Source organism: Nocardioides marmoribigeumensis (assembly GCF_031458325.1).
Lineage (GTDB): Bacteria > Actinomycetota > Actinomycetes > Propionibacteriales > Nocardioidaceae > Marmoricola_A > Marmoricola_A marmoribigeumensis.
Genome location: NZ_JAVDYG010000001.1, coordinates 3196761 through 3208846, shown reverse-complemented (window position 1 = coordinate 3208846; position 12086 = coordinate 3196761). Strand labels below are relative to the sequence as shown.

Sequence of the window (12086 nt, the reverse complement as noted above, 5' to 3'; positions counted from 1 at the left end):
AGCCAGCGTGACGACCGCTGACCATCCCCTCAGCGCCCGCGGCACGCGGCTCAACCGCCGCGGGCTCGAGACGCGAGCGCGGGTCCTCGACGCGGCGCTGGCCTGCCTGGCCGAGGGACCCGAGGCCGCGAGCGCCAGCCTCGTCGCCCGCCGGGCGGAGGTCACGTGGGGCACCCTCCAGCACCAGTTCGGCGACGTCGACGGGCTGTGGGCGGCGGTGCTCGCGCACGCGACCCCGGCCGGCCCCATGCTCGGCGAGGGCGCCCCGGGCGTCGGTGTCGCCGAGCGCGTCCGCGAGATCGTCGACCTGCTGTGGGACGGCCTGGACCGGCCGCGGATGCGCGCGATCCTCCACCTGCGCCTCGCGCTCCCGCCCGACCGGGCGGCGCTCGAGGCGAGCCACCCCCACACCGCCCTGGCCCTCCGGGCCTGGGACGAGAGGTGGGAGGAGGAGGTGCGGGCGGCATTCGCGGCGTACGACGTCGACCCGGTGCGCCTGGCGCGGGTGCGCAGCCTGCTGCCCGGGGCGGTGCGCGGCCTGCACCTGGAGCGCCGCCTGTCGACGTACGCCGACGCCGGCGAGGCGCGGCTCGGGCTCGCCGAGGCGCTCGGGGCCTACCTGTCCGGCCCGCCGGGCGCCGCGTGGTGATGCACCAGACAGGCGCACACCTCCCGCTGGGGGCCCGGCGCTCCTAGAGTCGAGGTGGGTGGTCGCGACCGCTCGGGCCGCGGCCGATGGCGAAGCCACCGGAGGTGGGTCATGGGCGAGGACATCGACGACGAGGTCGTCACCGTGCTGAGCACGGAGGAGTGCTGGGCGGCGCTCCGCGCCGACGAGTTCGGACGACTGGCCTACGCGCTCGGCGACGAGGTCGGTCTGGTGCCGGTCAACTACGCGGTCGACGACGCCGGTCGCGACGGACCCACCCTGCTGTTCCGCACCGCGGAGGGGTCCAAGCTGCTCGGCGTCCTGCTGCACCCGCAGGTGGTCTTCGAGATCGACCGGTACGACGAGCACGAGGCCTCGAGCGTCATCGTGCGCGGGCGGGCCCGGCGGCTGGAGGAGGACGAGGCGCACCGCGCCGAGCAGCTGCCGCTGCGCCCCTGGGTGCCGACGCTGAAGTACGACGTGGTGGAGATCGTGCCCGAGCAGCTGTCGGGACGCCGGTTCGTCCTCGAGCGCCCGTGGCTGCACGCCCGCCTCGACGCCTGAGCGTGGTGCCGGCTCAGCCCGTGTTGCGCATGCCGGCCGCGATGCCGTTGACCGTGAGCAGCAGCGCGCGGGCGAGCAGCGGGTCCTCCCCGTCGGCACCGCCGGAGCGACGCCGTGCGAGCAGCTGGACCTGGAGGTGGTGCAGCGGGTCGAGGTAGAGGTCGCGGATCTCCAGCGTCGTGCGCAGGATCGGGTTGTCCCCGAGCAGCGTCCCCTCCCCGGTCACCGCGAGCACCTGCTCCACGGTCCGCGCGTGCTCGTCCTTGATGTCCTCGAACAGCTCGTGCAGCTCCTCGGGCACGAGCGCCGCCACGTAGGTCGCGGCGATGTCGAGGTCGGTCTTGGCCAGCGTCATCGACACGTTGTCGAGGAAGGTGCGGAAGAACGGCCACTCGGCGTACATCTCCCGCAGCGCCTCCTCGTCGGTGACCGCCGCGAGGCCCGACCCCACGCCGTACCAGCCGGGGATGATCTGGCGCGACTGCGTCCAGCCGAAGACCCACGGGATCGCGCGCAGGCCCTCGATGCCGCCGTCGGCGTCGGGGCGGCGCGACGGGCGCGAGCCGATGTGCAGCTCGGCGAGCAGGTCGACCGGGGTGCTGGCCAGGAAGTAGTCGGCCAGGCCCGGGTGGTCGACCAGCGAGCGGTAGCGCGTGTGCGCGGCGTCGGCGACCGCGTCCATCGTCGCGTCCCAGCGGCGCGCCTGGTCCTCGGTGCGGCGGCCCTTCTGGTGCAGGACGCTGGCCTCGAGGGTGGCGGCGAGGGAGAGCTCGAGGTTCTGCCGGGCGAGGATCGGCAGGGCGTACTTGTCGCTGATCACCTCGCCCTGCTCGGTGATCTTCACCTCGCCGTCGACCGTGCCGTAGGGCAGCGCCATGATCGCCTGGTAGGTCGGGCCGCCGCCCCGGCCGACCGAGCCGCCGCGACCGTGGAAGAACCGCAGCCGCACGCCGTGCTCCAGCGCCACGTCGCGGGCCACGCGCTGGGCTCGCTGGATCTGCCACTGCGACGGGGCGATGCCGCCGGACTTGTTGGAGTCGGAGTAGCCGAGCATGACCTCCTGCAGGTCGCCGCGCAGCCGCAGCACCTCGCGGTAGGACTCGTCGGCGAACAGGCGGCGCAGGATCTCCTCGGTGCGCTGCAGCTCCTCGACGGTCTCCAGCAGCGGCACGAACCCGATGCGGGCGACCCCCGCGGCGAGGTCGACCAGCCCCGCCTCGCGAGCCAGGACGACCGCGGCGAGCACGTCGTCGGCGTCGCGGGTCATCGAGATGACGTAGCTCTCGATCGTGCGCGGGCCCAGGGCGTCGAGCGCCTCGCGCACCGCGTCGAAGGTCTCCGCGGTCGTGGCCTCGTCGCCCTCCAGCGGCAGCGGTCGCGTGGCCAGCGGGCGGCGTCCGGCCAGCTCGGCGCCGAGGACCTCGAGGCGCTCGGCGGACGACAGCTCGTCGTAGGGCTTGTCGAGCTCGCCGGTGCGGTCGAGCAGGGTGGCGAGGACGGCGTGGTGCTTCTCGGCGTGCTCGCGCACGTCGAGGGTGGCCAGGGTCAGGCCGGTCGCCGCGACCGTGCGGATCAGCCGCTCGAGCTCGCCGGCGGCGAGCAGCTCGCCCTGGTGCTCGGCCACCGAGTCGCGCAGCAGCCTCAGGTCGGAGAGCAGCTCGTCGTCGTCGGCGTAGTCGCGGCCGGGGACGTGGCCGGTGCGCTCGCTGATGCGCTGCTCGGTCAGCCGGAGGCGCAGGTGGATGCAGGTGAGGAACAGCCGGTAGGGCTCCTCGGCGTTGAGCCGCAGGTAGCGCTTCTCGACCTCGGGCAGGTGCTCGAGGCGCTGGGTCAGCCGCTCGCGCACGGCCTCGGAGACCCCCGACAGCTTCTCGCTGACGGACAGGTCGCGGCGCAGGTGGTCGACCGCGGCGCGCAGCATGCGGATGCCGTGCACGGCCTGCAGGTCGAGCACCTCGCGCGTGGTCGACGGGGTCACGTTGGGGTTGCCGTCACGGTCGCCGCCGATCCAGCTGCCGAAGCGCAGCGGGCGCGCGTCGTCGGGCAGCTCGATGCCGAGCTCGTCGAGCTGGTCGCGCAGCTCCTCGAGGACGTCGGGCAGCGCGCCGGCGGCCAGTCCCTCGAGGTAGTAGACGCCGTTGCGTGCCTCGTCGACCGGCTCCGGCGGCTCGACCCGGATCTCGTCGGTGAGCCAGAGCAGGTCGATCTCCTCACGCAGCCGGCGGTCGCGGCGGCGGGAGGCCGGCTCGTCGAGCAGCCGCGCGACGTGGCGCATCTTGTCGAGGGTGGACCGGCGCTGCACCTCGGTCGGGTGCGCGGTGAAGACCGGCCGCACGCCCACCTGGCCGAGCACGTCGGCGAGCACCTCGGTCCCGTCGTCGCTGTCCGCGATGCGGCGGAAGGTGCGCTCGAGCCAGCCGCCCTCGGCCTCCTGCGCGCGCAGCAGGGCACGGCTGCGGTGGACCTGCTCGGTGACGTTGGCGAGGTGGAAGTACGCCGTGAACGCGTGCGCGAGGCGCGCGCTCGTCGCGAGGTCGAGCTCGGGCAGGTCCTCGAGCGTGTCGCTCTTGGCGTGCGCGCGCACCTGCTCGACCAGGTCGAGCAGGTCCTGGCCCTCCGAGCGGACCAGCGCCTCACCGAGCATCGAGGTGACCAGGCGGACGTCGGCCCGCAGCGCCTCGTCGGGGGCGGCGACGTCGTCGGTGTCGTCCGGCAGGGCCGTTAGATCGTTCACATGGGCCAGTTTCACGCACCCGCTGGCTACCCGCGAGTCATGTCGTCAGGCGGTCACGTGCCCTGTCCGTGGCGTCCCTCCCCCGAGCGGAACCGCTCCAGCCCGACCCCGACGTCCTGCAGCGAGTCCTCCCCCAGCGCCAGCTCGCGGGCCAGGGCCTCCTCCTCGGTCAGGCCGTGCTGCTCGAGCAGGGACAGGCGGTCGTTGCGGGCGCAGCGCTGCGGGTGGGCGGCGATCCGGCGCGCGAGCGCCTGCGCCTCCTCCTTGGCCGTGCCCGGCGCGACGACCCGGTTGACCAGGCCGATCCGCTCGGCCTCGTCGGCGTGCACCGCGCGGCCGGTGAGCACGAGGTCCATCGCGCGGCTGATGCCGATCAGCCGCGGCAGGCGCACCGTGCCGCCGTCGATCAGCGGCACGCCCCAGCGCCGGCAGAACACCCCGAGGACGGCGTCGCTCGCCGCGACCCGCAGGTCGCACCACAGCGCCAGCTCGAGCCCGCCCGCGACGGCATGGCCCTCGATCGCCGCGACGACCGGCTTGGACAGGCGCATCCGCGTCGGGCCCATCGGGCCGTCGTGACCCATCGGGTCGACCCGGTTGCCGTCGGGCCCGCCGACCGCGGTCAGGTCCGCGCCGGCGCAGAAGGTGCCGTGGTCGCCGTACAGCACCGCGACGCTCGCCTCCTCGTCGGCGTCGAAGGCACGGAAGGCCTCGGCCAGCGCGGCGGCCGTCGGCCCGTCGACGGCGTTGCGCCGCTCGGGCCGGCTGATCGTGACCGTCGTGACCGGGCCGTCCCGGTCGACCGTGACGCTCATGCGCCCGACCTCCTGACGACCTGGAGGACGACCAGCACGACCAGCCACACCAGGGCCGCGCCGCCCAGGAGGATCGGGCCCAGCACCATCAGCGCGACGAGCGCGACCAGGGTGCCGCTCTGAGGTGCCTTCGCGACGAGCACCGTGCCCGAGTTGCCGTCGATGTCGACGCCGGACGTCCGGCACGCGACGTAGACCCTCACCTTGCTCGTGTCGCCCACGCCGTCCACGTCCGCCGGGTCGAAGGTGAGCAGTGACTGCCAGCCCGACGCCTCGCCGCCACCGAGGGTGAAGGTCCCGCTCGGGTCGGAGGTCGTCACCGCGCGTCCCTGGCTGTCCGTGACCCGGCAGGTCCAGTCCCCCGTGTTGCCGAGCGTCGGGACCATCACCACGACGCGGTGAGCAGTGGGCACGCTGATCGCGTGCGGCTCGCCGTCGGGCCGCACCTCGCCGTACCTCGTGTCGACGGTGTGCAGCAGCGAGACGAAGGCTCCGGCGCCGACCACCACCGCCAGGACGCCGAGGACCACCGGGGCGGCGAACCACCACCAGCTCGGGGGCCGCGTGCGCCGGCCCGCGCGGGCAGGGGGTGCGTCGTACGCCATGGGCCCAGCATCCCGCAGGCGGCCGTCCGGTGGCAGGATCGCCGCATGACCGCGGCGACCGAGCACACGCGCAGCATCCAGGAACGGCTCTACCCCGACCTCCCGTGCTTCGGGTGCGGGCACGCCAACGAGCGCGGGCTCAAGCTGCGGTCCTACGAGTCCGAGACCGTCGTCGGCTCGGGCCTGGTCGTGGGGACCTTCCACCCGTGGCCCGAGCACGACAACGGCGTGGGCTACCTCAACGGCGGGATCATCTCGACCGTCCTGGACTGCCACGGCGCTGCGGCCGTCATCCTCGAGGCCGACCGCAACGGCTGGGAGCCGCCGCCGGGCGCCCTGCTGCCCTACGTCACCGCCGGCCTCGACGTCTCCTTCCGCCGGCCCACCCCGCTCGACGAGGACCTCTCGCTGGAGGCCGAGCTGCTGGAGTCCTCCGAGGCCGAGATGACCGTCCTGTCCCGCATCGTCTTCGAGGACAAGGTTCGCGCCGAGGCCCGCGCGGTCTGGAAGCGCTGGCGCGCCCGCTGACGTCGGCCCCGGCTGATCGACCGCTCCGATGAGGCCGGGGCCCGGCCACCACAGGGGCACTGAGCAGTTCGGTGCCACCTGACGACACCGAGCTGTTCAGTGCTCGCCAGCCGCCCCACCGGACCGGCGAAGGCTGGGGGCTCGGTGACGCCTCGTGGCACCGATTCCACCAGTCCTCGGGCCGTGACCGATCAATGCGGCCGGGCCGGAGTGGCCGAGATCGATCTAGGCTGCTCGCATGCCGATGACCACGCTCGTCCTCACCGTGCTCGGCGACGACCGCGCCGGGCTCGTCTCCGCGGTGTCCGCCCCGCTCAAGGCCAACGGCGCGAGCTGGGAGCGCAGCCAGATGGCGCGCCTGGCAGGCAAGTTCGCGGGCATCGTCGAGGTCTCGGTCGCCAGCTCCTCGGTCGACGCGCTGACGGCCGACCTCGAGGCCCTGTCCGACCACGGGCTCTCGGTGCAGGTGGAACGCACGGAGAAGGAGCCTGAGGTCGCGCCCGCGGGCACCCCGTTCACCCTCGACCTGATCGGTGCCGACCGCCCCGGCATCGTCGCCGACATCTCGGCGCTGCTGGCCGGGGCCGGGGTGAGCATCGAGGAGCTCACGACCGAGGTGCGCGAGGCGCCGATGGCCGGCGGGCTGCTGTTCGAGGCGCACGCCACGCTCGCGGCGCCGGCAGGTGCGGACGAGGCCGCCCTGCGCAGCTCGCTGGAGCAGCTCGCCGACGAGCTGATGGTCGACCTCACCCTCGCCACCGAGGACTGAACCGGTCACTCGCGCCCGTCGAGCCCGTCGAGCCCGTCGAGCCCGGCGAGCGCGTCGGTCCAGCGACGCTCGCGGACGTCGGGGTCCTGCTCCCACCACGGGTCGCCCCGCTCGCCCAGACCCACCTTGGCGACCCGGACGCGGTGGCGCGCCGCCGCCAGCGCCTCCTCGTCGCCGGCCCGCTTCGCGGTGCGTACGCCGGAGCGGCCGCGGCCCAGGTGGTGCAGCAGCCGCTCCTCCACCTCGCTGGGCAGTGTGGGGTCGGAGCGCCGCCAGCGCCGGCCGTCCACGACGAACCACCGCGCCTCCTCCGACGACCCGTCGCTCATGCGGCCAGCCTTCCCCGAGCGGGGCGCGACATCCCCTGCCGGGTCAGCCGTCCTTGATCTTCAGCAGGCCGGCCAGCGTCGCGACGTACGCCGTGCGGTCGGGTCCGAGGTAGATCGCGGCGTAGTGGTTGTTGTAGTGCGGGCCGGTGCCGGTCAGCTGCTGCCAGGCGGTCCGGCCGGTGCGGACGTCGATCGCGGTGAGGTACCACGGGTCGGCGGGCTGGCCGGCGGGCTTGCCGTAGACGTAGAGCAGCCCGGACCTCAGCGACACCTTGGGCACCGACGTCGGAGCGACGACCTTCGAGGTCCACTGGGGACCGCAGTTGCCGCGCCCCACCCCGACCTTGGCGACACCGGGTGTGGTGGTCCTGCCGAACATCGTCGAGGAGGGGTTCTCGTAGCCGTAGTTGTTCTCGGCGACGACCGACCGCCCGACCGCGACCAGGCTGTTCTCCGTCGCGCTCGCACCGCGCGGGAAGACCGCGACCGAGCACACCTTGCGCGGGCCGGTCACGCCGCGGCGCCGGTCGTAGGAGATCACGTGCATGCGCGGGTCGGCGTTGTCGGTGATGACGACGAGGTCCTTGCCGACCAGCGTCGGCGTCGTGCCCGAGCCCTGCGAGAGCTGACCCGGCTTCTGGGTCGAGCCGCGGTCGTAGCGCTGTCGCCACGTGACCCGGGGACGTCCCGTCGAGGTGGCGTCGAAGCGGTAGAGCGCGTGGTCGCTGACGACGTAGACGCCGCCGGTCTCGTCGGTGGCGAAGGAGTTGACGATCTTCTCGCCGGGCAGCCGCAGCGAGCGGACCCGGCCGGTCGCGCGGTCGATCGTGCCGACCCCGCCACCCTTGGTGACGAACCAGATCCGTCCGTCCCAGTCGGGCAGGAGCGCGATCAGGCAGTCGCCGTCGGGGATCGCCGCGTTGGCGTCGTACGTCCGCCGGAGGCGGAAGCCGTCGGCGGTCACCTGCACCACCCGCACCGTGCCGTCGACGGTCTCGACGATCGCGCGGTCACGGTCGTCGAGGTAGAAGTACGCCCCTCCGCACAGGTCGCTCAGCGGGTTGCTGCCCGAGGTGAGGTCGCGCCGCGAGGTCTGCATCGTGGCCCTGGGCTCGAGCGTGTCGGGGTCGATCAGCATCAGCTGGAAGCCGTCGAGCCCGCCGCAGAGCCCGACCAGCCTCCCCCGGCTGTCGAAGGTCACTGTCGCGCACTCCACCACGCCGTACGTCGCGCTGGTGACGGTGAGGCTCCTGCCGAGCGGACCGCCGCCGCGGTAGGCGTCGGTGGCATAGGCGTCGTCGTGCATCGAGTTGAAGCCCGTGCGCGCCATGTGCGGGTGCTGCGGCACCCGGAACGCGTCGACCGGCCGGTCGACCGCGGCCCTGCCGATGAACGACGGCACCGTCGCGTCGCCCGGTCCGGGTGGGATCGGGGCGACGGGCGCGGCGACGGAGGTGCCGGCCAGGGCGACCAGGCCGAGGGCGGACGTGACGAGGGCGGTGACGAGTCGGTGGCGACGCACGTGCATGCGCGCTCAACGACCCGGCACCGCCCGACGTCACGGCGAATGTCGCGTGGATCAGTCCACAATCGGCCTCAGCGGCCCGAGGCGGGGAAGACCAGTCGGCTGACGACGCCGGCGTGGTCGCTGGCCCACCACGTGTCACCGGGCAGGTCGACCGGCTGGGTGCCGGTGCGGGTCGAGGAGATCCCCCGGACGCCGGCCGTGCCGAGCACCAGGTCGATGCGGGTGTCGAAGGCCGGCACCGGGTCGGTCAGGGTCCCCTCCTGGCAGCACGTCGGCCGCGTGCCGCCCAGGTCGGACAGGCGGGTCCGCAGCGCCTGGTAGCCACCTCCGGACGGAGCCGCGGAGTTGTAGTCGCCGACGTAGACCGTGGGCAGCGCGCCGGTCTGCGCGGCGATCTGGTCCTGGGCCGCGAACAGCTCGAGCACCTCGCCGACCCGGATCTGCTCGGGGCCCCACGCCTCGGTGTGGGCGTTGACGAGCCGGAACGTCGCCTGGCGCGTGCTCAGGTCGGCCGAGCCCCAGCCGCGGTCGACCTTGAGCGGTGCGGCGGGCGGCTGGAGGACGGTCTGGAAGTTGCCGTGGTGGGCGTTGGTCGCCGTGATCCCGTCGCGGACGAGGATCACGTCACGGTCGACGAGCTTGACCGCCTGACTCGGAGCGCCCCCCACGAGGACCGGGATGAACGCAGAGGTGAAGTTGGTGGAGGTCGCACCGTCGACCGCGTGGTAGGACACGCCACGCGCGGCGAGGGCGTCGAGCAGCAGCTGGAGGAAGTCGTAACGAACGGTCGGGGCGCCTGCCGGCTGCAGGGTCCGGGGGTCGAGCGGGAGCGTCGTCCAGGTGCTGACCTCCTGCAGGCCGACAGCGGCCGGGTCGGCCGCGACGATCTCGTCGGCCACCGCCGCCATGCGCTCGGCGGGGTGGGAGTCCTGGACGGTCTGCCAGGTCGAGGTCGCGGCGATCACGACGGCGCTCTGGCTGCCGCTGCTGAGCGCGTCGATGATGTCGGTGAGCTCGGCACCGAGGTAGAGGTTGCGCGTCATCACCGTGGCGGTGCGCCCGGGGTCGGCCGCGACGGCGGGGACCGGGGGCGACGCGGCGTCGGCGGGCGCGGTCGCGAGGGGCAGGAGCAGCGGGAGCGCGAGCAGGCCGGCCAGGACGCGGGGTGCTCGACGAAGGCGGGGGATCCTCATGCTGCACCCTCGCCCCCCGACGGGAGTCGGTCAAGTGACCAACGACCTAGACTCCTGAGCATGCGAGCCCTTGCCGCCCTGGCCGCCGCCGTGCTGGCAGCGGGCCTCCTCGCGGCCTGTGGCCCCGAGGAGCGGGCGTCCGCGCCACCCGCGGGGACGACGAGCGCTGCCCCCGCCGGCCCCGGCGACAGCTCGGCCGGGGGCCACTCCGCCGGACCCGTGCCCGCCGGACGCGAGCGCCCGCTGCGCGAGGGCGAGCGCCGGCTCGACCTGCGGATGCCCGAGGCCTACGAGCCCAGCGCGCCGACCCGCGGCGGCACCGACGACTACCGCTGCTTCCTGCTCGACCCCGGCCTGACCGAGGACACCTTCGTGACCGGCGTCGACGTGCGCCCGGGCAACCCCGAGGTCGTCCACCACGTGATCCTCTACGCCGTCCCGCCCGAGCACGTCGCGGAGGCCGAGGACCAGGACGCGGTGAGCAGCGGCCAGGGCTGGACGTGCTTCGGCGGCACGGGCATGGGCGGCGGGAGCACCGGCCTCGACGACGCCCCGTGGCTCGGCGCCTGGGCGCCCGGCGGGCGGGAGTCGGTGATGCGCCCCGGCTACGGCACCCGGCTGGCCGCGGGCTCCCGCATCGTCATGCAGGTCCACTACAACCTGCTCGTCGGGCACGGCCCCGACGTCTCCGCCGCACGCCTGCGGGTCGCCGACCGCGCCCCCGACGGTGGCCCCGTCGCCCCGGTCACCACGATGCTGCTGCCGGCGCCGGTCGAGCTGCCCTGCCGCCCCGGCCACGACGCGAGCCCCCTGTGCGACCGCGAGACGTCCGTGGCCGACGTCAACCGCCGGTTCGGCATGGCCGGCGGAGCCGCCGACCTGCTCCACCTGCTGTGCGGCACCGCGATCCGGCCCGGGCAGGTGACCACCTGCGACCGGACGATCCGCCGGCCGACGACGGTGATGGGCGTGGCCGGACACATGCACCTGCTGGGCCGGTCGATCCGCATCGAGCTCAACCCCGGCAGGCCCGGCCACCGCACCCTGCTCGACATGCCGTTGTGGGACTTCGACAACCAGCAGGCGCGCCCGCTGCGCCGGCCCGCGCGGCTCGAGCCGGGCAACGTGGTCCGCGTGACCTGCCGCCACGACCAGGGGCTGCGCGACGTCCTGCCCGCCTTCGACGGCCAGGAGGAGCGCTACGTCGTGTGGGGCGAGGGCACCACGGACGAGATGTGCCTGGGCATCCTCCAGGTGACCGGCGGTGCGGCGTGACCGACGTGCCGGCGTACTCCTTCGGGCTCGACACCTTCGGCGACGTGACCGAGGGGACCTCCCAGGCCCAGGTGCTGCGCGACGTGGTCGAGCAGGCGGTGCTCGCCGACGCGGTCGGCGTCGACGCGATCGGCCTCGGGGAGCACCACCGCGAGGACTTCGCGATCTCGGCCCCCGACGTCGTGCTCGCGGCGGTCGCCGCGCGCACCAGCCGCATCCTGCTCGGCACGGCCGTCACGGTCCTCAGCACCGACGACCCGGTCCGGGTCTTCGAGCGCTTCGCCACCCTCGACGCGCTCTCCCACGGGCGGGCCGAGGTCACCGTGGGTCGCGGGTCGTTCACCGAGTCGTTCCCGCTGTTCGGCCACGACCTCGACGACTATGAGCGCCTGTTCGAGGAGAAGCTGGAGATCTTCACGGCGCTGCGCCGCGAGGGCCCCCTCCACTGGGAGGGCACGGTCCGCCCTCCGCTGACCGGGCAGCGGGCGTTCCCCACCACCGAGCGCGGCAGCCTGCCGACCTGGGTCGGTGTCGGCGGGTCACCGGAGTCCGTGGTGCGCGCGGCCCGGCACGGTCTCCCGATGATGCTGGCGGTCATCGGCGGCGCGCCCGCCCGCTTCGCGCCGTACGCCGACCTGCACCGGCGTGCACTCGCCGAGCTCGGCCACCCGCCGCAGCCGATCGGGGTGCACGCCCCGGGCTTCGTCGCCGCCGACGACCAGACCGCCCGCGACCTGCTCTTCGGGCCGTTCAAGGCCAACCGCGACCGCATCGGGCGCGAGCGCGGCTGGCCCGCGACGACCCGCGACCAGTTCGAGGCCGAGGCCGACCGTGGGGCGGTGTTCGTCGGCTCGCCCGAGACCGTCGCGCGCCGCGTCGCGGAGACCCTGCGGGTGCTGGGGGCACAGCGGTTCGACCTCAAGTACGCCAACGGCCCGCTCCCCCACGACCACCTGCTCGAGTGCGTCGGTCTCTACGGTGACGAGGTCGTCCCACGCGTCCGGAGGATGCTGCACGACGACCGGTGACACGGGTGGGTGACACGTCAAGGGACCAAGGTCCCGAGATGGTCGTAGCGGCGTCGTCGGCCTGCTCGC

General features: G+C 74.1%; 12 protein-coding genes. 6 read left to right on the top strand and 6 right to left on the bottom strand.

All coding sequences use genetic code 11. The features are described from left to right. Positions 1-7 precede the first annotated feature (7 nt). Complete coding sequence (locus J2S63_RS15350) at positions 8-649, top strand: TetR/AcrR family transcriptional regulator (protein WP_310303970.1); 642 nt, start codon at positions 8-10, stop codon at positions 647-649. A gap of 111 nt (positions 650-760) precedes the next feature. Beyond that, positions 761-1213, top strand: coding sequence for a pyridoxamine 5'-phosphate oxidase family protein (locus J2S63_RS15345; protein ID WP_310303968.1), 453 nt, complete (start codon positions 761-763; stop codon positions 1211-1213). A gap of 13 nt (positions 1214-1226) precedes the next feature. On the opposite strand, the gene ppc is transcribed toward J2S63_RS15345, so the two are convergent. The 3 genes from ppc to J2S63_RS15330 are packed head-to-tail and all read right to left on the bottom strand — an operon-like array spanning position 1227 to position 5367. Continuing rightward, positions 1227-3947: a phosphoenolpyruvate carboxylase gene (gene ppc, locus J2S63_RS15340; RefSeq protein ID WP_310303966.1), complete on the bottom strand. Its 2721-nt coding sequence runs from the start codon at positions 3945-3947 to the stop codon at positions 1227-1229. Positions 3948-4000: 53 nt separating this feature from the next. Beyond that, complete coding sequence (locus J2S63_RS15335) at positions 4001-4762, bottom strand: crotonase/enoyl-CoA hydratase family protein (protein WP_310303964.1); 762 nt, start codon at positions 4760-4762, stop codon at positions 4001-4003. Continuing rightward, on the bottom strand, positions 4759-5367 hold the full coding sequence (locus J2S63_RS15330; RefSeq protein WP_310303962.1) for a hypothetical protein: 609 nt from the start codon (positions 5365-5367) through the stop codon (positions 4759-4761). Before J2S63_RS15330 ends, J2S63_RS15335 begins: the two co-directional genes overlap by 4 nt. 45 nt (positions 5368-5412) lie before the next feature. Between J2S63_RS15330 and J2S63_RS15325 the strand changes: the two genes are divergently transcribed. Beyond that, positions 5413-5895, top strand: coding sequence for a PaaI family thioesterase (locus J2S63_RS15325; RefSeq protein ID WP_310303961.1), 483 nt, complete (start codon positions 5413-5415; stop codon positions 5893-5895). A 238-nt stretch (positions 5896-6133) separates the two neighbouring features. Continuing rightward, positions 6134-6664, top strand: a complete 531-nt coding sequence (locus J2S63_RS15320) for a glycine cleavage system transcriptional repressor (RefSeq protein ID WP_310303960.1) — start codon at positions 6134-6136, stop codon at positions 6662-6664. A gap of 5 nt (positions 6665-6669) precedes the next feature. Here the strand turns inward: J2S63_RS15320 and J2S63_RS15315 are convergent, their stop codons facing one another. The 3 genes from J2S63_RS15315 to J2S63_RS15305 form a co-directional block, all read right to left on the bottom strand. Beyond that, positions 6670-6993: a hypothetical protein gene (locus J2S63_RS15315; protein ID WP_310303959.1), complete on the bottom strand. Its 324-nt coding sequence runs from the start codon at positions 6991-6993 to the stop codon at positions 6670-6672. 43 nt (positions 6994-7036) lie between these two features. Beyond that, positions 7037-8521 carry a PQQ-binding-like beta-propeller repeat protein gene (locus J2S63_RS15310; RefSeq protein WP_310303957.1) on the bottom strand — a complete coding sequence of 495 codons (1485 nt, stop codon included), beginning with the start codon at positions 8519-8521 and terminating at the stop codon, positions 7037-7039. A 68-nt stretch (positions 8522-8589) separates the two neighbouring features. Further along, complete coding sequence (locus tag J2S63_RS15305; RefSeq protein WP_310303955.1) at positions 8590-9714, bottom strand: endonuclease/exonuclease/phosphatase family protein; 1125 nt, start codon at positions 9712-9714, stop codon at positions 8590-8592. A gap of 60 nt (positions 9715-9774) precedes the next feature. Between J2S63_RS15305 and J2S63_RS15300 the strand changes: the two genes are divergently transcribed. After that, on the top strand, positions 9775-10989 hold the full coding sequence (locus J2S63_RS15300) for a hypothetical protein (protein ID WP_310303953.1): 1215 nt from the start codon (positions 9775-9777) through the stop codon (positions 10987-10989). Beyond that, complete coding sequence (locus tag J2S63_RS15295) at positions 10986-12017, top strand: LLM class flavin-dependent oxidoreductase (RefSeq protein WP_310303951.1); 1032 nt, start codon at positions 10986-10988, stop codon at positions 12015-12017. Before J2S63_RS15300 ends, J2S63_RS15295 begins: the two co-directional genes overlap by 4 nt. Positions 12018-12086 lie beyond the last annotated feature (69 nt).